Source organism: Treponema sp. OMZ 305 (genome assembly GCF_024181325.1).
Lineage (GTDB): Bacteria > Spirochaetota > Spirochaetia > Treponematales > Treponemataceae > Treponema.
On the sequence record NZ_CP051300.1, the window covers coordinates 1,438,466 to 1,462,002 of the forward strand.

General features: G+C 46.9%; 17 protein-coding genes. 4 read left to right on the forward strand and 13 right to left on the reverse strand.

From position 1 onward, the window contains the following. Positions 1-52: 52 nt before the first annotated feature. Both ABK01_RS06425 and ABK01_RS06430 read left to right on the forward strand, forming a co-directional pair. Entirely contained in the window at positions 53-1,138 is a 1,086-nt protein-coding gene (locus ABK01_RS06425; RefSeq protein WP_212564887.1) for an adenylate/guanylate cyclase domain-containing protein, read from the forward strand. An 86-nt stretch (positions 1,139-1,224) separates the two neighbouring features. Continuing rightward, positions 1,225-2,907, forward strand: a complete 1,683-nt coding sequence (locus ABK01_RS06430) for a ComEC/Rec2 family competence protein (protein ID WP_253674996.1) — start codon at positions 1,225-1,227, stop codon at positions 2,905-2,907. Positions 2,908-3,547: 640 nt separating this feature from the next. Here the strand turns inward: ABK01_RS06430 and ABK01_RS06435 are convergent. The 7 genes from ABK01_RS06435 to ABK01_RS06465 all read right to left on the reverse strand — a co-directional run bounded on the left by ABK01_RS06435 (position 3,548) and on the right by ABK01_RS06465 (position 11,823). Beyond that, positions 3,548-5,317, reverse strand: a complete 1,770-nt coding sequence (locus ABK01_RS06435) for a 6-hydroxymethylpterin diphosphokinase MptE-like protein (RefSeq protein WP_253674997.1) — start codon at positions 5,315-5,317, stop codon at positions 3,548-3,550. A 4-nt stretch (positions 5,318-5,321) separates the two neighbouring features. Continuing rightward, positions 5,322-6,842 carry a peptidyl-prolyl cis-trans isomerase gene (locus ABK01_RS06440; protein WP_212564885.1) on the reverse strand — a complete coding sequence of 507 codons (1,521 nt, stop codon included), beginning with the start codon at positions 6,840-6,842 and terminating at the stop codon, positions 5,322-5,324. A gap of 161 nt (positions 6,843-7,003) precedes the next feature. Next, the gene (gene miaA / locus ABK01_RS06445; protein WP_253674998.1) at positions 7,004-7,954 is read right to left on the reverse strand and encodes a tRNA (adenosine(37)-N6)-dimethylallyltransferase MiaA; all 951 of its coding nucleotides are present in this window, start codon (positions 7,952-7,954) and stop codon (positions 7,004-7,006) included. Positions 7,955-7,957: 3 nt separating this feature from the next. Then, positions 7,958-8,164: a DNA-directed RNA polymerase subunit omega gene (locus ABK01_RS06450; protein WP_016523781.1), complete on the reverse strand. Its 207-nt coding sequence runs from the start codon at positions 8,162-8,164 to the stop codon at positions 7,958-7,960. A gap of 407 nt (positions 8,165-8,571) precedes the next feature. Further along, a complete protein-coding gene (locus ABK01_RS06455) occupies positions 8,572-8,868 on the reverse strand; it encodes a Txe/YoeB family addiction module toxin (RefSeq protein WP_162664815.1) in 297 nt (98 codons plus the stop codon). A 6-nt stretch (positions 8,869-8,874) separates the two neighbouring features. After that, positions 8,875-9,126, reverse strand: a complete 252-nt coding sequence (locus ABK01_RS06460; RefSeq protein ID WP_253674999.1) for a type II toxin-antitoxin system Phd/YefM family antitoxin — start codon at positions 9,124-9,126, stop codon at positions 8,875-8,877. A 108-nt stretch (positions 9,127-9,234) separates the two neighbouring features. Then, positions 9,235-11,823, reverse strand: a complete 2,589-nt coding sequence (locus ABK01_RS06465) for a ribonucleoside-diphosphate reductase subunit alpha (protein WP_253675000.1) — start codon at positions 11,821-11,823, stop codon at positions 9,235-9,237. A gap of 200 nt (positions 11,824-12,023) precedes the next feature. On the opposite strand from ABK01_RS06465, the gene ABK01_RS06470 reads away from it, so the two are divergent. Next, complete coding sequence (locus tag ABK01_RS06470) at positions 12,024-12,581, forward strand: tetratricopeptide repeat protein (RefSeq protein ID WP_212564881.1); 558 nt, start codon at positions 12,024-12,026, stop codon at positions 12,579-12,581. Then, the gene (locus ABK01_RS06475; protein WP_253675001.1) at positions 12,578-13,471 is read left to right on the forward strand and encodes a TIGR00282 family metallophosphoesterase; all 894 of its coding nucleotides are present in this window, start codon (positions 12,578-12,580) and stop codon (positions 13,469-13,471) included. Before ABK01_RS06470 ends, ABK01_RS06475 begins: the two co-directional genes overlap by 4 nt. A 73-nt stretch (positions 13,472-13,544) precedes the next feature. On the opposite strand, the gene ABK01_RS06480 is transcribed toward ABK01_RS06475, so the two are convergent. The 6 genes from ABK01_RS06480 to ABK01_RS06505 all read right to left on the reverse strand — a co-directional run bounded on the left by ABK01_RS06480 (position 13,545) and on the right by ABK01_RS06505 (position 23,537). Beyond that, positions 13,545-14,393: an FAD binding domain-containing protein gene (locus tag ABK01_RS06480; protein ID WP_212564880.1), complete on the reverse strand. Its 849-nt coding sequence runs from the start codon at positions 14,391-14,393 to the stop codon at positions 13,545-13,547. Then, positions 14,383-14,862 carry a (2Fe-2S)-binding protein gene (locus tag ABK01_RS06485; RefSeq protein ID WP_253675002.1) on the reverse strand — a complete coding sequence of 160 codons (480 nt, stop codon included), beginning with the start codon at positions 14,860-14,862 and terminating at the stop codon, positions 14,383-14,385. Before ABK01_RS06485 ends, ABK01_RS06480 begins: the two co-directional genes overlap by 11 nt. Before the next feature lies 1 nt (position 14,863). After that, positions 14,864-16,954, reverse strand: coding sequence for a molybdopterin cofactor-binding domain-containing protein (locus ABK01_RS06490; protein ID WP_253675003.1), 2,091 nt, complete (start codon positions 16,952-16,954; stop codon positions 14,864-14,866). A 34-nt stretch (positions 16,955-16,988) separates the two neighbouring features. Next, positions 16,989-18,170 carry a DegT/DnrJ/EryC1/StrS aminotransferase family protein gene (locus ABK01_RS06495; protein WP_253675004.1) on the reverse strand — a complete coding sequence of 394 codons (1,182 nt, stop codon included), beginning with the start codon at positions 18,168-18,170 and terminating at the stop codon, positions 16,989-16,991. A gap of 179 nt (positions 18,171-18,349) precedes the next feature. Then, complete coding sequence (locus ABK01_RS06500; RefSeq protein WP_253675005.1) at positions 18,350-19,810, reverse strand: type ISP restriction/modification enzyme; 1,461 nt, start codon at positions 19,808-19,810, stop codon at positions 18,350-18,352. After that, positions 19,803-23,537 carry a restriction endonuclease gene (locus ABK01_RS06505; protein WP_253675006.1) on the reverse strand — a complete coding sequence of 1,245 codons (3,735 nt, stop codon included), beginning with the start codon at positions 23,535-23,537 and terminating at the stop codon, positions 19,803-19,805. The genes ABK01_RS06500 and ABK01_RS06505 overlap by 8 nt, the downstream gene beginning before the upstream one ends.

The window sequence follows — 23,537 nt, forward strand, 5'->3', positions numbered from 1 at the left end:
TCCGTACTTCTCTTGCTTTTCATTATGGAGTTTTTTATCGGAAGGAGAGCTTATGAGCATGAAATTACGCTGTAAAGGGAAGCAAAAAGAAGCTGATAAGATTGCAGCTTTTTTGATGAATGTATCGGAGCGTTTGCTTTTTCATATTCCTCTTTATGAAATCGGTAAAGCCTTTGGTATATCGCGTGAAGATATATTGGATATTTTTATTCAAGGCGTTTACGACGGATTTTTTATATTAGACTGGATTTATCATTGCCCCACATGCGGAAATGTCGCGTATGAGGCGCCGTCTCTTCATCGTGCTTCGTCTCAAAATTTTTGTACGGTTTGCAATAAAGCCTTTGATAATATGCTCGACACCAATGTCGAAGCATGCTTTTCAATTCATCCGCGTTGTAAGATGATTGATCCCCTGTTTAGATTGAATTATATCGCTGAAATCGGTAAAAATATCCGGAACGGGCAGTATCGGACATGGGATACACCCGATGCAGTACGGGGTGTTGAGATCATTCAAAATAATTTATATCGTAAATTGATGAGTTCCGAAGTGCTTATCGGTGATCAATCGCTTCCATTGAAAAATATAACGATTCTCTTTGCGGAGATTACGAACTCGACGAAACTTTATGCTTCATTAGGCAATAAAAAAGCATTTTCATTGATAAAAGAGTATGTGAAGATTCTTTTTGGTACGATTGAAAAGTGCTGCGGCGTACCGGTTATGAAAAGCGATGATGTTGTTGTGGCGTCTTTTATCGACTCCGGTAAGGCTTTCCAAGCTGCGGTGAAAGCGCTGCGTCAGTTGATGAAGCATTCTCAAAATAAGTCGATAAACGAACAACTGGAAATGAAAATGGGCTTGCACAGTGGTTCCGCGCTGGTGGCAACGTTGAATAACCGGCTTAATTATGTCGGTTTGACTGTCAATACTGCCGCTGATATAAAAAATACTGCGCTTCCGAATGAGATTGTTATTTCAGAAGCTCTTTTTAAGAGTCCTGCTGTTAAACATTCCATTCTTTCCTTTACTAATACCGTACAAAAACAGCAGATACGATTTAAGGGAAATCCGGAAAATCATACGCTCTATCATATAAAAATATCAAATCAAAAGGGTACTCCTAAAAACTGAAGTTTTTTGAATATTTAGACCGTAAACGCCGGTAATTTCTAGCCATTTTGCACACCGTGGCGTATAAGGAATCGTAAGAGGTTGGTATGGATAGTAGACATATTGTCCCGCCTGTTACGGTTCTTGCTGCGGCATCGACAGCTGTTTTTTATACGCTTTATGCGTTTGCGTACATCGGCGGTCTCATTACATCGTTTATCTTTTTGACGGCGGTTTTATTATTCTGCGTGCTATCGGTGTTTTTAATAGCGGTATCCGTAGCGGGTAAGCTGTTGCATCGAAACTTAAAATACCGAGAGCGGCACGACCGGAATCACCGAACTGCGATTCCTATGCATTGCGTACGATTTGCAGTTCGGTTTGCGCTTTGTGCGGCTGCCGGAATTGCAATCGGCTCATATTCGGCGCTGGCTCTGCAAAGAGAACAGCGCCCACCTCAAACACTTGCAGCATTGTATATGGTACGGACGCTTATTGCGGAATTAACCGGTGAGCCTGTTCCGGCAGGTACTGATTATTACCGCATACCGGTTAAACTGATTGCGTGCGGCGCCGGCCGCAATGAACAATTTTCCGCATCGGGTTCCGTGCAGCTTTTTGTTCCGGCAGCGCTTGTCCGCGGAACATATTCAGGAGGCATTACCCGCATCGGCGAAGCGGAGCAATCCGAAAAGACGATTCCGTTGCTGCGCGGTACGGCGGCTTTTGCTGACTATTTGCAAAAGCCGCAAGAATGCCGGTTTTATGTCCGCGGAATGCGGCTTGCAGTTCAAGGAAAGTTCGGTAAAACGGGAACAGTGTTTTATGCGCAGCCGGTGCAGCCGATGTTTCTCGGATGGAATTCTCCGCTTAGCCGCCTCCGCGCGTTTTTCCGCTTTGCTTTTATGCGGATGCTATACGGTTGGGGCGATGCGGGCGGACTTTTGCTTGCGCTGCTTGCTGCCGATAAAGCGTTCTTACCGGCAGGATGCATCGCGGCTTTCCGCAACGCCGGTCTTGCCCATATCCTTGCGCTGTCGGGGATGCATCTTTCATTAATCGGGACGGCGGCGCTGCAAGGGGGTAGGGTATTCGGGCATAAAAGCAGGGCAGTATGGTTTTCGCTTGCGGCGGTTTTCCTATTTGTCTGGTTCGCAGGCTCTGCTCCTTCGTTAAACCGCGCATTGGGAATGGTATGTATCACCGCCGCAGGGAGAGCACTCGGTTTAAAACCGCCGCCCTTGTCCGTGCTGTGCGCCATGCTAACCGTACATATCGCAATCGCCGGCGCTGAAGCAATAACGCTTGGGTTTATGCTTTCGTATGGGGCATGCGCCGGCATCATCATCTTCGGCGATGCGTGCGCCCGTCTTTTGGCAGGAAAAATACCTCCGGCTTTTGCAGGCAGTATTTCCGCATCCGTCGGCGCACAGCTTTTTACCGCCCCGATTGTTATTTCTGCAATCGGGAATATCGCAGCGGCGGGGGTAATTGCTTCATGTGTGGTGAGTCCGCTTGTTTCGGTTTTCCTCATAGCGGGGCTTATCTGCATTCCGCTTGCGCTTATCTTCCCGTTCACGAGTCCGCTGCTTGGATACGGATTGGACGCTGCATATCGGATAATCTTTGCGTCTGCGGATTTTTTTGCACGGCTACCGGTTATTGCGCCGGAAACCGGAGTAGGGCGCTTGGCCTTTTCGACAGCGACGTTTGCAGTTGGCGTATGCTGTGCGGCTCTGGCATATATTCAGCGCAAGCGGACAGCAGCCTCTTTGCCTCGATTGACATGAGTATGGTGAGTACCTGAGGTTTATTTGTACGGAGAGTTTAATACCTGCCGTTTCTCTACCGTCGCGGACGGCGGTTCTGAAACGAGTTAGGGTGAAAACCATTACTTTTTAGCTTTTATTTTAGAATAAGCTTTGGAAGAAAGGCGGGTTCTTAGGGTAGAACCCTAAGTCGTCATTTTTCTTTACATGGGGTCGTAGGGGAAGACTTTTCTTTTTATCGAAAAAAAAGAAAAGTCTTCCCCTAACTTCATTATTTATTTAATACGCTGCTTGCATCCTATTGTGTAACGGAAGGACGGGGTTTACCGATCGGTAATTTAACGAGCCAATACTTTGCAAACTTTTATCTTGGCGCTTTTGATCACTATGCAAAAGAGGAGATAAAGGTAAAAGGCTATGTCCGCTATATGGATGACGTGCTGCTGTTTGCCGATACCATGCAGGAAATAAACGCTATGCTGCACGCAGCATAGCGTTTTTTGGAAGATGAATTGCTTTTAACCTTAAAGGAAGAATATGTCTGTCTTTGCGCACGTCGCAATCAGTCGGTGTAGAAAGTATTGTAATAGGATTTTACAGGGGCGATAGGCAGTTTCCGATGATAGCTGCTGCCTGTGTAAGTATACATTATTGATATCCGTTACCCGAGAATCTTTAACAGATATCGCAGCTCGATACCTGCCCGTTTTAAAAAACCGAGGTCAAGTGAATAGCCACGTGCAGCATCGGGAAAGTGGCTGTACAGATAGTCACGCTCTGCGAAGAGTTGTTCCATCATATGTTCCGATATCGAGCGTTTACCCTGTAAGTGATCATTCAGTACTGTCAGGGCTTCTGCTTCACCGGCAAGATAGCCGCAGAGCGCTTCATATCGTTCGTTTGCAGTGTCTGATTCACAAACGGAATCAAAAAAACTATCGGCTGCATTTGTCTGCGAGCAACCGGTTCCGATAGCTGTACTGTCCGCATTTATATTCGATTTGCCGACATCGGTAAGTATCCGCTCCGCTTCGGTCATATCAGCTTGTCGGCCGTTCAAAAAGCAGCCCTCCGTCCCGATGTCGATCACTCGCTCATTTCCGGCGAAAGTATGGCGGTACAGTTCTGTATAGCCGGAAAGCACCGGCGTTGTCCAATAGGAAAGTCCTCGCTTTCCGGAAATGCGCTGCATACCGGTAGAAACACTGAGCTTATACGGCGATTCGGTGCGGGTTATTTCCGCAAAGAGTTTTTTTGCAGGGCTGCTTCCGGTGGCATGGGTAAGGCCGTTTTGCCATGCAAAATCCAAACCGGTATGCAGTATGGGTAGGTGAGGGGCAGTCAGCGCTAAAGCAAGCTGTATTGCCGTCAATCCTACCGATCCCATCGGCGGAAGAGTAAGCGGATGCAGCGTCTGATAGAGACGTTCCAAATACTTCAATCGAGCATACTCGGTGCAAAAAAAGTATACATTTCCGCCGCATGCTTGCAGCGCACGGGGGGAAGCCGTCAGATCGGCAAAGATCGGTATGCCGTATTTGTGCAAGCCGATGAACGCTGAATCAATCCAATACTGAGATTCCACCAGTACTATTGCATCAGGTTGAATATCGGGTAAAAGCGCTGCAGCCGCGGCATCCACTGCAAGTAAAAAAAAGGAGTTTCTATTCTTGATGATAAAATCCCGTACAGTATCCAGCGATGGTCCGGCGCCTGCAATCAAAAGAGGCTTGCGGATACGCTCATCGCCGGTGAGCAACCGGAAATTACTCTTAGTCGACGGTAGACCCCATGCAGGAGAGCCTGCCAGCGAGTTCTCCGGCGATCTTGTGAGCGATTCTCTCATCGGCCTCGCCGACGATTTTGCAAGCGATCTCGCCAGCGAGAGGAGATTGCGGAATGTATTATGTGCGTAATTCCTGCCGAGGTGCATCAGCGTTATCCTGTTTTTCCAGAACCGAGAAATTACCTCATCTGCATATAAGCGCACCTCATCATAAAAGGTTTGATTCAACTGTACCCCTCCTGAAAAGGAAAGGGCAATACACTTTTTAAAGGGAAACAGCGGTAAGGCTTCTATCTTTTTTAGCACCTCTGCAACCGAATCCGTTCGGATATAAGAAAACCGTTGCTGTGCAAATGGGGAGAAATCGTAATGATCAAGCGAGAACCGCATCAATACTTGATCGCATTCCAACGCAAGGATATAAGAAGAGGGCGGCAGCTTTTCCGCCAATTCTTTCAGTCCGTATCCGAGTACCGGCGAAAGGCAGAGTATCAATGTAGAATCGGGTATCTGCAACGATGCAATCTGTGTTGTAATGGCTGCTTGAGGATTGTATTTTGAATAGAGATATTTATTTCGGTATAAAACGGAAAAGCCCCTGTCTGTTTGTATCAGCAGAGGCTTTTCATCTTTGTTGTTAATCAATCTTTTAGTTGAATACCGTGTTAAAATTGTCGGTAAAATTTTTGCTGTTCAACACAAAATCGATAAAAGTCTGCTGCCCCCATGAAAGCTGCTGATAGGCAAGCATGGCAAGCGGGTATTCGTAATACCAAACCGATGCAAACTGCCGGTATGAGGTTGCGATGTTATTTTGCGTTTCTTCCGAACCGGCTTTCTCTTCATCAAGCTGCAATACCAGCACATTTGCGCCCAGCAAAATCGGCTCGGAAATTTCCCCTTGTTTAAGTGCGAATGCTTTTTTAAAGAACGTTTCGTTCCGCACTCCCGATGCAAAGAAGGAGTCAGCCTGAGATGAAATCTGAGGTAGGATATCGGCATTACCGTAATTTAACGTCATCGGATTGCTCGTCTGTACAACCAAATCGTTTACGGAAGCTTCATGCGCAAACCCGCCGATTTTTGCCGCTTCGATAAAGGTTTTTGCCTTTTGTTCAAGGTAATCTTCGATAATACCGCGTTCATTCGATTTCATATACGAGAATACACGTTCTCGTGTTTCGTCTAATGAAAAATCGGCAGGCGTAACCGGAGCGGTGCATTTTACAATTGCATATCCTGAAGAAGTTTTAACAACGGAACTCACCTCATCGACACCGAGCTTGAGTACGGTATCAAGATCCTGTGATTCGGGGAATGTCCGGTTTATCGTTGTTCGGTACGGAGATAACAGCTTTCCATTAGAATCGGTACCCAGCTTGGTAGAATTTGTTATAACGGCGTCTTCAAACGTGATTTCTCCTTTTTGGAGCGCTTGAGCGGTTTTATTCGCATCCTCCTGCGAGTTAAATGTCAACATCAGTAAGCTATGCTCTGCAAACAGATCCGCGTGTTCTTCTCCATACGCACGGATTTTATCCTGCGGGAATTGGCTTTCCTCAAATACGACATACTTAAAGATACGCTCTTTTTCCGCCATTTTCTGCACAAAAGCGGTTTCTGCCGAGCTGGTTTTTAGGCCGAATATATTATTATAGGTACCGAAGTTGTCTTCAATATATCGCTGTGCGGTAAGATAATCGATTACTTCCCGCCGATAGGCAAGCCGCTGCTGTTCCGATGTCTGAGCGTATAGTTTTTCCGAATAAGCGCCCGTCGAATCGGTATAATATGAAATGAGCGCCTTGTTGATATTCTTATTGGGCAGATAGAAACCGGCGTTCAGGGCTTCTTCCTGTGCCGCGAGTTGAATCATTGACGCGTTAAACGCCGTACGCATAATCTGCCGTTCTATAAATTCCTGCTGGATTTTATTATCGCTTCTCAGGTATCCGCGCAGTTCGGCAGAGCGATGAAGCTGCCGGTATTCCCGTAAAAAAAGCCCGTCAGCCGTGTAGTCAAGCCGCTTGTTCTTCCATTTACCAAGCGTTGTTTTGGTATTACTGCCCCATTGTCCGCCTGCTGCCGGAACAAAGACAAATGCAATTACCGAGAACACCAGAATAATAATACTTCCGATTGCCAACGTATTCTTTTTAAAGCCCGCCATAGTTTTGTTTCCTTAATGTATCCGGATTTTAGTTTTCTTCATTTTGAAATAGACAGTTAGTAACTGTACCAGCTTGACTGTGAAATGTCAATCACCGATTCCTTAACATCACAGATTTCTTAGCGTGTCAGGAGAAATGAGTAAATTTTGAAATCGCTTTGCTAAAATAGCCTTCGTACTATCTCTGCAACTTGCTGTCCGCTTTTCGGGTCGGTCATGTCGATGCGGTGAACATTCGGGAAAGATTGAAAGAAGGTTTGCTGTCGTTTGGCGTACCGTTTGCTGTTGCGCTTAATGAGGTTTTTCACCGCATCGAGCGGGGCGGCCGTCGGCGCATCGGGGGAGAACTCAAAAAACTCCCGATACCCGATAGCCTTCATCGCAGGATATTCGGCAGTACAGCCCTGCGAAACGAGCTGCACAATTTCCTGCTGTAATCCTTGTGCAAACATCTCATCGACACGGACTTCGATGCGCCGGTACAGTTCATCGCGAGGGCGGTCTAAACATATCGGGCAAAAGCGGAAACCCTCGCGATAACGGTACGACAGCTCGAATGAGCTGAGCGGCCGCCCCGAAGCACAATACACCTCGTGCGCGCGGAGGATACGGTATTCGTCATGGATGTGGATCTTGGCTGCCGATGCGGGGTCAAAAGACGTAAGTTCCGCGTGCATTGCCGCGGCGCCGATACGCTGCATCCGTTCCTGCAATTGCGCACGCAAAATGGGGTCTGCCTGTGGGGTAATCGGCATACCGTACATAAAATGCTTAATGTAAAAGGCTGTTCCGCCAAGTACAACCGGCAATTTACCGCGGCTTGCAATGTCCTGGCAGAGTGCATCCGCGCTGCGTACAAAGTCCGCTACGGAAAATTCTTCGGAAGGGTCGCATATACTGATAAGGTGATGGGGGAGCGTATCGAGAAGCTCTTGCGGAGGCTGAGCCGAACCGATCGGCATACCGCGATATACTTGCACCGAATCCGCAGATATAATCTCTGCTTTAATGGGATTAACAGGAGAAGCAAAAAGATGAGCGGCAAGCGCGGTCTTTCCGCAGGCGGTAGCCCCGAAAATAACCGCAACAGGAATTGTATGTGTCGATATCAAGAATTAGGAATGATCGGGGCGATAGTCTATTTTATAGTCGATAGCGCCGGTAAATACTTGAGCCGCCGCGGTGCACACAACCTTATCGTTATTCTCTTCGAGTATCGGATCTTGAATAGTTACCAGCTGAAAAGCGCGCCGTGTTGCAGCACAGGTAATTTCATAAATATTGCCTTTAAATTCAATCAATTCTTTTAACGGGAAAATCATAGCGCATATTATAGCGAGTTTTAGTATTTACTGCAACCGATTAGCGTGCCAATTACAGGGTAAACGCATCAGGTCGTTTTTTTAACATTCCCGCGGAAAAATTGAGACTATTCGACCGGAACTGCCAAGGATGGCAGTGGTTCCATACAGCAGCGATGTTTTGCGCAACGCAAAACTCGCCTTCAACTGATGTACATGGATGTACAACAGTTGAAGATGGTTCAAATGGTCTCACAGTCTCAATTTTTCCGCGATTTTTATTTACTCTACCTGATGCGTTTACCCGCCTATTGAAAAAATGTGCAAAATTTTAAGCAAAATTTCGCACAGAAGGAAGGCAACCGCTAAAAATATTTTTAATGCGGTTGCCCTGCTGCCAATTATGTGAAAGTTAGCATATTGCCCCATCATGATATATCATCATAATGTGTCCACATCCTGATAATTTTCACAGTTCCGTCATATTCGTTATCGTCTACCGTAATCTTGCCGGGAAAGACCTGATACACAAATCTATGTTTAATAGTAATTCTCCGTGAATACAGTCCCGCAAGATTCCCGATAAGCGCTTCATAAGGTGGAGGATTTGCAAACGGATTGCTTCTGACAATTTCTATCAGTCTTTTTGCTTTTATATCCAGCCGAGCCGATTTTAAATTTTTTATGTCTTTAATGGCTTGCTTATCGTACACTATATGATACATCGGCAATTACCACAAAACATCTTTTTCTGCCATACATTCTTCCAGCGGGGTTTCCATTCCTTTTTGCAACGAAGCAGCCATTCCGGGAATAGAATTTAAATAGATGGTTTCTTGTAGTGCATTCCAATCATCTTCACTAATCAAAACAGCATTTTTGCCTTTCGTATTTGTCAAAATCACCGGCTCGGAGTGCGCATTTACTTCTGCTATAATTTTGAATAGATTTGCCCGTGCCTTCGTTATATTGATTGCATCCATACAGAACCTCCGTTGATAAACTATAAGGAACCTCTAAGAACTAACCCTAGTATAGTGTACATATTTCCGTACGTCAATTATGTGAAAGATGCGTTGAGCGCGTTTCCGCTACGAGCTGCAGCTTTCGCATTCTTCCACTTCGAGGGAGCGGCTGCGGACATAATAGACGGATTTTACGCCGTTTTTCCATGCTTCAACATAGAGGTTGAGTACTTGCCGGAAGCTGTACTCGTTGGTAATGTAGAAGTTCATGGATTGCCCCTGATCGATATGACGCTGGCGGAGACCGCAGGCGCGGATGCTCCAGAGCTGATCAATCGTGTGGGCGTTTTTATAGAGCCAATAGGTTTCGAGTGAGAGGGCAGGGGCAACACGGGGTACCAACGAGCCCTTCTTTTCCTCCAAAAAATAGCGCTTCATAATGGGATCGATGCCGGCGGTGGTGCCTGCGACAATCGAGGTGGAGCTGGTAGGAGCAACCGCTAACAGATAGCCGTTCCGCATACCGTGTCGGGCAACCGCATCCCGCAGCGCTGTCCACTGTTCGGAATGATAGCCGCGTTTTTCAAAATACGCGCCGGTTTGCCAATCGCTGCCCTCAAAGAGGCTATATGTGCCTTTCTCTTCAGCAATACGCATACTCGCCTGCACTGCGTAGTAATTGATTTTTTCAAACAGCTCATCGGCAAGACGGAGGTGAGCCTCGCTTTCCCACGCAATGTGTTTTTTTGCCAGTAAATGATGATAGCCCGAAACGCCTAAGCCGATGGCGCGATACTGCTCGTTGGTGATCTTTGCATACGGTACGGGATAAAAATTGAGGTCAATCACATTGTCTAAAGCACGCACCGCCGCTTCTATGACACCTTCCAGCTCGGCTTCGTTATCGGTGTCGATATTGCCGAGGACAAGCGACGCGAGATTACAGACGACGAAATTGCCGGGCTTTGTAACGGTTACAACCACAGTCTCCCCATCCTGTGTTTGGATTTCGGTGTTTACTGTCTCGATCGGGCTCATATTCTGTGCAATTTCGGTACAGAGATTCGAGCTATAGATCATGCCCTTATGCCCGTTCGGGTTAGCGCGGTTCGCATGGTCGCGGTTAAAGATGAACGGCGTGCCGGTTTCTACCGCAGATTTCAGGATGAGGCGCACCAGCTCTTTTATCGGGATTTCCCGCTTTGAAATCCGGTTATCATTGATACAATCCTTGTACCGTTTTTCCCATTCTTCGCCGTAAAAGTCTTCCAGCGCGTAGCCTTTTACCGTGAGAACTTCGTGCGGGCACAGCAGATACCACGAGGCATTGATATTCTCATCGACGGTGCGCCAGAAGAGGTCGGGGCAGCACACCGCAGGGAACACATCGTGCGCCTTCATGCGGTCGTCGCCGTTATTGGTACGGAGCTGCAAAAACTCCGGCACGTCCTTGTGCCATACGTCCAAGTACACGGCTACCGAACCCTGCCGCACACCCAGCTGATCGACGGCAACGGCGGTATCGTTTGCAAGCTTTATCCAGCGGATGACCCCGCCTGCCGCTCCTTGAAACCCGCGGATGGGAGCGCCGACTGCCCGCACTTTGCCGAAGTACAGCCCCATGCCTCCACCGAATTTGGAAATCTTTGCAAAATTATCGATGCTGCGGTAAATCCCGTCGAGGGAGTCGGGAACGGTGTCAATAAAGCAGGACGAAAGCTGATGATAGGGCTTACGGGCATTGGAAAGGGTCGGCGTCGCCATGGTAACCTGCAAGCTGCTCAGCATCAAGTAAAAGCGGCGCACCCATTCCATCCGGTCATTTTTTTCATGCAAGGCGAGGTGTAAGGCGATTCCTAAAAACATCTCCTGCGGTGTTTCGAGCGGAATATGTCCTCGTGTGGAAATAACATACCGGCGCAAGAGTAAATCCAAACCGCTGTAGGTGAATAGGTCATTTTTACCGTTATCGATATACAAATAGGCTTTTTCCAGCTCTTCTTTTGAATAACCTGCACGGATATAAGCGCCGTAGAGCCCTTTTTCTTCCAGATAGGTGAGCTTTTCATAAAACGATCGGATATTCCGCTTGGCAAGTTCGGCTTTCAGCTTTTCGGAAAAGTCGAGCATTAAAAAGCGGGCGGCAATAAACTCCCAACGGGGAGCTTCCTGCGCAGTGAGCTCTACAGCGGCCTTTATCAGGATTGTCAGTAATTCCGATTCTGTCATATCCTGCTTACGGAAGGATTCAAACTTATGAAAGAGCAGCGTTAAACCGTATTGCTCTTCGGGAAAATCCTGCTGGATACGGGTTAGTACCGGTTGAATATCAATGGAAGAAAAATGGGCCGCAATAGCACGCCGTGCATCCCGTTTTTTTGTCTGCTCAACACGGTAAAGAATAAAACTCTTTACCGCTGCGTAATAATTATGTTCGATGAGCGTTTTTTCAACCAGATCTTGAATGGTTTCTACCTGTACCGCATTCCCGTTTTTGCTCAGTTCATATATATCGGCTTCGATTTCCGCCGTCATCTGCTGCAGTACCTGCGCAAGATTGTCAACCTTTGATAGTTCCGTATCCTTTTGTACGGCTGTATCCGTATCCTGCTGCGCCGCCGCATCCGTTACACTGTTAAATGCTGCCTGCATCGCCAGTGTAATCTTTTCGGCATTGTAGGCTTCCTTTTCTCCGTTTCGCTTAATAATATCCATTCCTAATTTCCTTACTCTGCGGATTTTAATGGGAAAAATGAAGGGCGTCAAGGATCGCAAACTCGTAAAAAATAGTGGTGCCGGATAGAGCATTTTCAGAAGAGCAGGGAATGCCGCCGGTTTAAAAAGAAGCAAAATAGACGGTAATGCATATTTTTACATCGATTGAGGTTTTTTATAAAATAGTATATATTTTAAATATGCAAGAGACAGCTGATTTTTTTAATGACAGTGCAGTAATGCTTGCTGCCGAGGGATGCCATAGCGAAGCGATTGCATGCCTTCGCCGTGGCTTACAGCTTGAACCGTTCAGCAGTTTGATGTGGTTTAACCTCGGACTCAGTTACTATGCACTTGATGATAAAGATAACTCCCGCTATGCGCTCTACGAAGCAGCACGCTGTAATCCTTTCGATGCCGATATTTGGGATACGCTGGGGGTTGTTCTCCACGAAACCGGCGAGATGGAGGCTTCACGGCTTGCATATACGAAAGCGCTTGAGCTGGAAACCGAAAACGGCCGCATTTGGAATAACTACGGTACACTCCTTTTTAATGAAGAAAAATATGAACAAGCCCGCCGCGCCTTTGAATCGGCTCTGACACTTGCTCCCGATTCTGAGGATACGCTCTTTAATTTACGCGATACCTATACGATGCTGGGAAACAAAAAGCTTGCAAAAAAATGTACTAAAATAATCGATAGGCTGGCATTAAAAAATCCGAACACACTGGTACAAAAGCGGAATGAGCCGTGAGAATTTTTTATATCGCCGAAATTACCGGTAAAGCAGGCGTGTGGGCGGTTAAAAAAAATATCGCGGAGATTAAGCGCCGCTATCAACCCGACTTTATTATCGCAAATGCCGGTATGGCGACAGGTGCGGGCGGGCTCGGCAAACAACATGCCGGTTATTTGAGAAAGATGGGCATCGATTGTATCACCGGCGGAGATTGTATCTTTCAAAAAAAAGATTTAGTTGAAAATCTCCCACAGATGCCTTTTGTGCTGCGCCCTTTCAATCTGCCTGAGCACAGTTCGGGAGCCGGTTACCGCTATTTTACAGCCCGAAGCGGGGAAAAACTTGCGGTTATTTCGATTTTGGGACGGGTAGGACACCATCGGCTTTTAGCGGATAATCCGTTTACGTTGATGCAGACGCTGCTTCCGAAAATAGAAAGAGAAACGCCGTTTATCATGGCTGATTTTTCTTCAACCGCAACCGCCGAAAAACAAACTATGGCGTTCTTTCTTGCGGGGAGACTCTCTGTGTTGGTCGGGTCGGGCACCGGCGCCGCCACAGCCGATGAACGGCTGATGTCCGCCGAGTGTGATTTATCCGGTGCCGGTTCCGCTGATGCGCATATCGATATGCAGACTGCAACTGTAGAAACATGCTGCGAACAGCAGAGCAGAAAAACCGCCTATATCACGGATGCGGGACGAACCGGCAGCTTTGACTCCGTCGGCGGACATGCCCCGTCCGGCAAGATACGGGAATACCGCACCGGTCTTTTTGAGTACCCGCAAGAAACATGGCAACGGGTCTGTATACAGGGGCTGGATATTGAGCTGGACGGGGCGGGCGGCGCCTTGTCGATAGAACGAATTCGTATCGAAATGCCTGTCGCTGCGGCTCCGTGTTGATAGAACGAATCCCTATCGAAATACTTTGCCCGCTCTGTGGATATGTTACATAGGGATTCTACTGGTTTTATGCTTAACCGGTTAGTAAGTACATACTTTCTTCAATTAAGTTGAAAAAACACGCCTTTTGAAACTCGGAGATTTCTGCGGCTGTAAAGGTATCGCTGAAAATTTCTTCGGTTTCTTTCATCAATGCACCGACGCTGCGCCGGTCGATGGGGAGTCCCTTTCCGGTGAGCAGGTTTTCAAACTCTTTACTTTTTATCAGCTGAGTGCTGCCGAACAGCAGTTTAACATCGGAAAGCAGGTTTTTCTGTGTGCGGGCGAGGAATACAAAAGAGGCGGTATCGGCAGTAATATGACCGATCGGCCCAAGCCGCTTGTAATATGAAATAGTCCATTCTTCAAACGGGACGCGCACACGAAGGATGATATGCGGGGTATGACGCAGCACATTACTGCTTTCGTCGCAATACTGAATCAGCGGCATCCAAAACGTTTCTTTCCGTGTCCGTATTTCGATCTTTGTATCGAGCGCGATTAGCGGGATAAGGCAAGAGTTTTGCATGGGCGCTTGTGCGATGTTTCCGCCGATAGTTGCAAGCGAACGAACCCCGGGGTTTGCCGCAAGGAAAATCGCCTGATAGAGAATCTGCGGCACATTCTTTTCTCCCAGCTCTAAAATGGTATTGAGGGTTGCGGTAGCGCCGAAGTCTATGAAGCGCTCCCGTTTTGCGATGGTTTCAAGTTCGGGAAGATTCTTTAAGAACAAAATCGATTCCGGCAAGGGGAAACGGTCGGTATGGCAATCTTTGAGCAATCCGGTGGTGCCGGCAAGCGGAGTAATGTCGGTATTGTTCTGCATCAATGTATACAGCTCTGCCATACTTTTTGCGGTATTGATGATATAATTATTTTTCATGCCGCTTGCCTCTCCTTGATCTGCATACCTGCTTTAACGCCGCGGTGAGCGAAACGATATCGGTACATCGGCACACGGTTCCGATATAAGCATCTCGTATCTGTTCGTCGGTAGGATTCCAATGCTTTTGCACAATACTATGCGCGGTTAAAAGGGTACCGGCGGAACAAAAACCGCACAGTGTAATGCCTTCTTTTTCAAACGCGGCGGTAATATCTTTATATTCTTGCGTAGCGCTAAAGGATTCAAGCGTGATAATGTTTTGCCCCGCTGCGGCAAAGACGGGAATTATACATGACGGTACCGCATGATCGTTTAAGAGCACCGTACAGGAACCGTACGACTCCTGTATACGGCTTTTCTTCACACTGAGTAGGCCGAAATCCCGCCTCAGCACATCCGACAATCGCTCATCGGCATCGGCTTCAATCTCTACCGCCTGATTATTCAGATTAAATCGTATCCTCATATTATTTTTTCCCCGTTAAAGCTTTAAATAAGCGTTCAGTGCGGATCGGCAGCGTATCTATCCGCGCCGAAACACGCAGCAGTATTTGGTTTAATGCCGCAAGGTAGGCAGCGGGCAGTATATTCAGCGCACATGAATCAAAAGCGCTCATCGAATTTCCTCGTTCGGGAATATCTACGGAAAGAGGCGGCATTTCAGTCGGCAGTATGAGCCGATACTCCGAGTAGGAAGAAGGAGCATCATCGGCTTTGAGTGAAAGAATCGCTTCCTTTGCGGTACGCGATAATGCTGCAGCAATATTTTTACGCAGATAGTTGAGAATCTGTTTTTTCTCGTAGATTTTTCCGGGACGGCATGCGAACCACACCTTCCGGATTTGTATTTCATAACAAACCGTGTCCATTTCGAGTTCGATAATACAGGCAACAGGCGTTTGGGAAATGAACGAAACTCTGTTTTTGCCGGTTTCATTTTCTACCGATGGAACGTTTGACTGTGGAGCATCGAGCGATGGAACATCGGACTGTGAGACATCCGGTAGCGGGGCACGGGTACTTTTCAAAATGCTGATCGGCAGCGGATTGCGGAATCGCTGGTCCTGTAAATCGGTCAGGCATTGCTCGATAAGGGGAAGGACGATGCCGACGGTATTACCGGCAGTCGCAGGCCCTGACTCATTCATATCGGCGGTTGTAAGACCGGCAAAGGTAATATCGGATTCGGCAATGTCCAGCTTTTTCACAGCCAGCTTCTTGATAACTTTCTTTAAATCAGACCCAGCCGGTTCCGCCTTAATGGAAAGCTTGTTGTGAACATCCAGTGTCAGCTCTGCCGTATAGGTGAAGTCTGCAGCGCATCCGCTGTATTGAAAGCCCGCTGCCAAGCCGATACCGCGCCAGCGTCCGTCCCGTTTATCCGTTTTACCTCGGTTAAAAACATTATATGCGGCATATTTACAGGTAAAATCGCTTTTGCCGGTTAAGAGTTCGAAGAGGCTTGAAAAAATGGCGCTGTAATCGTCCGGCATATTTTTTGCACGCCATTCCGCCGGAGAGAGATTGTAATCCTGAATAATCTTGTTGATGTGGTTTTCCAGTGCGTTTGACACATAGTAGTCGCCCCATCCCTCAAGGATATCGATAAGGCCGTCCGCCGTTTTTGATGCCCGCACTTCTATCCGGTAGTTCGGTATTATGTACGGCCCTAATGCTGCTGCGGTCATTTGCTTGAGTATGGTGCCGATGAGCGGGCAGCAGGCGCCGGCGTTGACAATAATCGAAATCTGCATTGCGGCAATCGAATGAGTGTCGGACAGCGCCGATTGATGTTCGATAATCATCTCCGGCGTTTTAGGCGCTGCCGCTCTGCTTTCTTCCGCCGATAAATTGAGCGAAACGGTGTTCCGCTGTAGAACCGCCGCAACAGCGCACTGGCAGGCAAGGAGAGACGGGTACCACAAAAGCTCGTTGAATGTTTCACCGGTTTGGGTTGGGTGTACGATGACGGCTTCTTCCGCAAGTCCGGTCGCTTTTGCTACTGCGGTGCGGACATGGAACGGCCATTGGGTGGGCACATAGACGTCAAGCCCATCCTCGCGGAACACCGTAACGGCGGAAAACGGTTCCGAACGGGCAGCATATTGCGAAGCGATTTTAAGCGATGAGAATACGGTTGAGGCGGCTGTTTCAAAGATTGCATCGATATTTCCGGCAGTGCACGCCTCCCGTGCAACGATAGGATAGTCAAACAGCGTATGTGTCCGCCCCGCTTCAAAACTGTCTTCGGGTATCGGCTCCAGTTCTATTGTGATGTCTTTCCGCAGCGCTTCAAGCGTTGCCTGATTATCGCCGGTAAGGATTCCGACGGCTTGCTCCTTATATTCTATCTCGTCCGCTGCAAAAAGAGGAAGCGAGTGCTCGAATACTTCGATCGTTTTTTGCGCAGGCAGCTGTGCCGCTCCGTAAAAGGCATACCCTTCCGGTAAGGGTGGCAGATGCACGGCGGAAATGATCCCTGATGATACGGGAGCGCGGACAATCACCGCATAGCGCTGCCCCTCAAAGGTAAGATCGGACACAAATTGTTCTATCATATCAAACTTCCTGTCAAATCCCTGTTTTCCTTCCCTATCGGCGGAACTTCTTAGCGGTGTCGATGACCGTATCGATAACGTACTGTACATCCTCATCGCTCATATCCGGCCAGAACGGAAGGCTGATGCTCTGTGCATAGTGCGCTGCCGCATTGGGGAAGTCCTGCGCGCGCAGTCCGTACCGCTCTTTTAGGAAGGTCAGTTCAAAGTGGGGGATAAAGTGGACTGAAATGCCAAGTCCCCGTTCCTGCAGCGCGCGGGCAAAGTCATCCCTGCCGATGGAAAGCGTTTCCGGTACGATGCGGAGGAGGTAGAGGTGCCACGCATTGCCTTCTCCGTCCGGCGGAACTTGAAAAAAGTCGAGCTGTCCGAAGGCGCGGGTAAATCGTTCGGCGATGAGCTTCCGTTTCCGGTAAAAATCTTCCGCCTTTTGCAGCTGTACTCTGCCGATTGCCGATAAGATATCCGGCAGGTTGCATTTATAGCCTTCTGCAATGACATCGTATTGCCAGCTGGCGTGTTTGTCGGTGTAACGATCCCATATTGTGCGGTTGATACCGTGGGAGCGCATCAGCTTAATGCGTTCCGCCGCTTCGGAATTACGGACGCAGATCATACCGCCTTCTCCGGTTGTGATGGTTTTGGTAGCATAAAAAGAGAATACGCCCGCATCGCCGAAGGTGCCGCCGTAGCCGTCTGTCGTTTTTGCAGGAAAGGCATGGGCTGCATCCTCGATAACTGCGACGTTGTATTTCTTGGCGAGGCTGTTAATCGCCTTCATATTGCAGAGGTTTCCTGCGATATGGATAGGTACAATCGCTTTAATGCTCTTATCCTGCTTGAGTTTATCTTCGATTTTTTCCGGATCGATACTGTAGGAGTCCGCTTCGATATCCGCATAGACCGCTTCTCCGCCGAGGTGCAAGGCGCTTGTCGCAGTCGAGACAAAGGTATACGGACTGGTGAGTATTTTGGTACCCTTGCCGATTCCGAAGGCTTCCATCGCGAGCATCAATCCGTTTGATGCGGAATTAACTGCCAGTGCGTACGGGCTGTGTACCATATCGGCAAACTCTTTTTCAAAGGCGAGCGTTTCCTTGCCGGTCGTCAGCCATCCCGAGTGCAGCACGCGGATTGCCGCTTCTTCTTCTCTGCGGTCGAACGACGGTCTAAAAAAGGGTACCTCCCTTGCGGGATTTTGTTCGGTTGTATTCATGATTATATCTCCCATAAAAACTTTCGTATCCGGTATCACAATTTTTGAAAATACAGACTCTTACCGATCGTGATCAGTTTATCAGTTTTTGCCGTTTTCCGATAGGGGCTTTCTGTATATCGAATCTTTGTTCAATGAGATTAATGGCGATGTATTTAAACTTGGATAATGTTTTTTAATTATTCCTTATCCCAGTCTACTTCCGGCAGTTCGTTCACAATGTCTACGGTCTGAACCGATACGTTGATGACACTCAGGAGCAAGTCCAAAATATAGCAGGGTTTGTTATGTTCACGGGACCAATCATTCGGATCATTCTTTATTCCGGATTTTTTATCCGTCGTTACCGCGTAGCGCTCCATAATCCACTCAATTGCAGGCTTTCCGTTTACGACATACTCGTACGCTTTTTCCGGAATATTTTTTATGGTATGCCAGTGATTGTATACAATCGTGCCTTTCTCGCCTTTTTTCGGGAACTTCATCTGCTCCACTGCATAATACTTGTAGTCGGTTTCATTCTCCGGTATAACCTGTGGATTTGGCTCTGCTGCCATAAGCTCATCGTTGTATACATTCTGCATTTCGGTATTGTACTGAACATATTTAAGCGAGCTTACCTGTATGTCCGGATAGGGTTCAACTTCTTCATAATTCAAATGCAAGTCGGCAAGCTTACGGCCTGACTCACTAAATGCCCGGAACTTTTGCCGGTCGCTTACGAGCGGAATACGGGGAAGCATTTTTTTGAGGTCGGCGCTGAATGTTTCTCGGTAGGATTTTGAATGCAGGATGCCGTAAACATAATAGAAAATATCTTCACGCTGAACATTGTTTCCATATTTTTGTTGAGCACGGTTTAATATAAAGTCGCTAATTGCTTCATGTCTTACGATTTTTGCGCCGTCATCAAAGAGCGAATGCTGCTTCGTCTCAATCGTTTCGTACCAATAGAGAGGGAAGCATTGAGAGCCGGCTTCTTGAGAGTTGAGGTCAACTATACAATCTGAAATAAGTACGGATGGTTCTTTGTTACCGCCGAGACCGTTCACACAAATGACAAGGTTTTTATGATTTGGTGTGGGGAAGAGCTTAGGCTGCTTATACCGTTCTTGAGTTAAATCATCATCAAAATAATAATGCTGTTTACAAAACGGGCGATACATTGCTTTTGTATAAAATTTTTCCTGTTCAGCAAATGTTTTATGACGCTTTAAAGCATTAAGCCAGTCGCGGGTCCAGTTTCCTTTTGAAAAATCACGTTCTGGATCAGACTTTATTCCTGTCGCTATCAATTTTTGTTGATGGTTATAATGATCGATTGTTAATTGTATATTCTTACATAATTCTGAATAAGAATAATTGTAAACCCAAGCGTCACGATTTGTCGCACACCCAAGAGAATAAATTGTAAAGAAAGACTGTGAGGTAGCATCAAATTTTTTATCCGCTTCTATCGGAATCCATGCAGAGAACTGATCGTTTCTTCGACTTATCCAATCACCATGTTCATTTGGAGTAAGTTGTGTGAATGGTAGATTCTCCATGCTCTTGAATTTTATGATTATATCCAGTTTCTGTTCACGGTTCAGGTAGTCGCCTATGTCGTAGTAGTAAATTTCCGCTCTATGGTTATTCATCTGATTTCTCACTTTTTTTTACGAGTACCGTCACTGCGATTGGTGTACGGCTGCCAAGTCCGAACACATTTCCCGCTTCCTTTTTGCGGAGTTCTCCGCTTGTTCTACAGTTGCCTCGGAGATTGAATACATAGACCTTGCTGAATTCTTTTTCGATTGTTTTTCTGAATCCGTCTTGTGCGTTACCGTCCAGCCAACTCCCATTTGAAACAAAAGCCACTATGCCGTCTCCTTTTTGACCAAGACTGTAATCGCTATCGGAGTTCGGCTTCCGCTGCCGAAAATCTTCCCTCCTTCCCTTCTGGAGAGTTCTCCGCTCGTTCTCTGATTGCCCCTCAAATTGAATACATAAACCCTTTCGAACTCCTTTTCCAGCGTTTTTCTGAACCCATCCTGCGCATTGTTGTCCAGAAAGCTCCCGTTTGAGACGAAGGCTATTACCCCCCCCCCCCCCCCCCCCCCCGAGGGCGGGCATTGATGCGGTGATCCTATCGCTTGCCCACCGGAATGCTTTAATATAAGAGTCATAAGCTGACTTATTTAATCCTGCTTCAGATTCTTTTACATACGTGGTTGCGATACGCTCTTCAAGTTTTGGATATCTTTGGTTTTGTGCATTGTCATTAGCCGACTTCTGCCCGATTGAATACGGAGGATTTCCCATAACGACGGTAATCGGCTGTTTTTTTTGTTCATTCACACGGTCGCTGTTTTCTCTGAATATCCTGTCATCTAAAGTCGGCTCTCCGGTTTCGTAAAGCTGGAATGTGTCTGTCAAACAGATACCGCCGAACGGCTCGTAGGTATCCTTGCCGCTTAAATCGTGGTAGGCATTTTCTATGTTCACGCTTGCGATGTAGTAGGCTAAAAGGACTATTTCGTTCGCAAAAATCTCGTGCCTGTATTTCCGCTCCAAGTCCTCCGGCTTGATAATCCCCAACTGTAAAAGGCGCGTGATGAATGTGCCGGTGCCGGTAAACGGATCAATTACATTAACCCTTTCGTCGCTGATTGAACGGCCGAATTCTTTATTCAACACCCACTCGACGCTCCTTATGATAAAATCAACGACCGGAACCGGCGTATACACAATACCAAGTTTTTCTACCGTCAGTGGAAAGGCATTTTTAAAGAAAGAGTCGTACAGTTCCACGACGACTTTTTGTTTTCCTTCTGCATTGTCGATTCCTTCGACTCTCTGCTGAACCGATTTGTAGAATCGTTCGAGTTTTTCCAAATCTTCCGGGGCTGATTTTTCATCGAGTAAAATAACGATGTCTTCCAGTGATTTTGAAACGGGATTTTCTTTTGTGAAGCGATCATTCCCGAATAGAGCTTCAAACACGGGTTTTGTAATGATATGTTGGGCGAGCATTTCAACCGCTTCCGATTGGCTTACGCTTGGATTGAGATTCTTTTTGAGACCTTCCCAGTAAGAGGTAAATTTTTCCTTATGCGTACCTTCGATTGAAATGAGCTTATGTATGCGCTCGATGTTTCGCTTGGCAATTTCGCCTACGTCTTTACCCCAGTCAGCCCAATAACGTCTGCTTCCGCATTTGTTTACAATCTTTGCAAAAACCTGTTCGGTAAGACTCTTGAATTTCTCGTAAAGCTCTTGCTGCAGTTCGTCAAAGTCTAAAACTCCCTGTACCGCTTCCGCTTCGCCGTCGTTTCCGCCTACCGGTTTTCCGCCGAAATTTCCTCCGCCGGATACGGTGATAATCTTAGGTCTCTTTTTATTCAGTTCAATTTTATTGATTGTTGCATTAAAACGGTCGTCGTGCGCCCGGAGAGCATTCAAGACGCTCCATACGATTTTAAAGTCATCGCTTGTGTCCAGAACTTCATTGGCATTTTTATCCGCCGGTACAATCACAGGAATGATGATGTAGCCGAATTTTTTACCTTCGGCTTTCCGCATAACGCGGCCGACCGATTGAACGACGTCGACTTGGCTGTTACGGCTGGAAAGGAACATAATAGCGTCAAGACTCGGAACATCGACACCTTCGGAAAGACATCGTACATTATTTAAAATTCGACACTCGTTTTTGTTCGGATCAGCGTGCTTGAGCCTGTCGAGCTTTTCTTCTCGAGCAGTGCTTCCCATAGTGCCGTCAATATGGGAAGCGTCCACTAAAACGAGTTGCTCGCGTTCCGTTTCGGAAAGTTTGTCATAATAGGCTTGCCGACATACATTAAAGCTATCTTTTAAATACTTTGAATTTTTGATACTCGAACAGAACGCAACAGCGCTCTTCATCGGTTCAGGATCGACATCGCTGAATAGCTCCTTGTCGGTAAGATAGCTTGTGCGTTTTGAAAGTACATTGATACAGCCGATGAGTTTTATCGCATCGGTCATTTTGATTTCGGAGTGTCCGTCTATAATACTTTTTTGAACTTCCGGCGGCACTGAATGTTCATCGAGTGTCAGTACGATTACCTTGTAATCGGAAAGCAGCTGCTTTTCAACTGCCGCACCGAAGCCGATACGGTAGATTTCTTCACCGAACCATTCAGGGGCATCCATAGACCAAACGAGCGTTTCATTTTCTTTCGCCTTCGCTTGCGCTTCGCTTGAATATAGTCGGGGAGTGGCAGTCATATACAGACGCTTTTTTGCGTTGATATTATCGTTGGAATGTACCTTCGTGAATGCAGACTGAGATTTATCCTTTTGCTTTATACCGGTAGTTCTGTGTGCTTCATCGCAAATAATCAAGTCAAAGAGGAATGAATCTTTTTCGCGTCTGTTTATGTCTTTTTGGACGGTACCGATTACGTCGATTGACTGGTAGGTGCTGAATACAACTATCATTCCTCCTTCGGTTTTCAGGCGGTTTCTATAGTCAACGAATTGCCTATGAACTTTTGCAGAATCCGTCGTTGCAGGAAGAACGAGGTCTGAAATTGAATCCTCCGCTTTGTCGCTTGCATGAGCGTCCGAACAGATACAGATAGGATAGATGTTTTCTTTGCTTTGTGCCGACCATTCTTTTAAGGTTTGGCTCAAAAGTGCGATTGACGGAACAAGGAACAGCACCAGTCGGCTTTCGGTCGCCAAGCCCTCCGCAATTCTGAGCGATGTAAACGTTTTACCGGTGCCACACGCCATAATGAGCTTTCCACGGTCGCAGGTTTTATAATATTGTGTCGCAGCGTTGTACGCTTCTTTTTGGTGGGAAAGTAGCTCGTATTTTTTGACACGTGCTTCATTTCCTTTTTTGCCGGCATCCAATTCTTCCCAGTTTACGTCATCGTTTTTGAGATCAATTAAGCCGATTCGCCCGATACCGAGCTTCTCGATTACATTCTGTGCCTCTGCATTAAAACCGCCATACGTGGTGTCAATCCAAATCCTAAAGCTGAAGTTTTTTTCGCCGTCTTGTGTTTGAAATTTAAATGAAGATGTGGAAACAAAGGAGTCTACCATTGCCTTGTCGATTTTCTTATCTGCTTGATAGCATTTGCACTGAACTGCCCAATAATCGCCATCGTGAGCACGGCATACAATATCAATGCCCGTGTCCTTTCCACCGGTTCCGAATTGGGCTTTATAAGGAAAATCTGCCCAAAGCCATACGTTTGATAAAAGGTTTTTATATGTTGGTTTGGTTAAAAGGTAGGCTTGCATAAGCCGTTCAAACTTGTCTCCCATGTTACGTTCGGAAGTTGAGTTTTCGCGGTATTTGTCTATAATATGCTCAAATGGTAAAGCCAT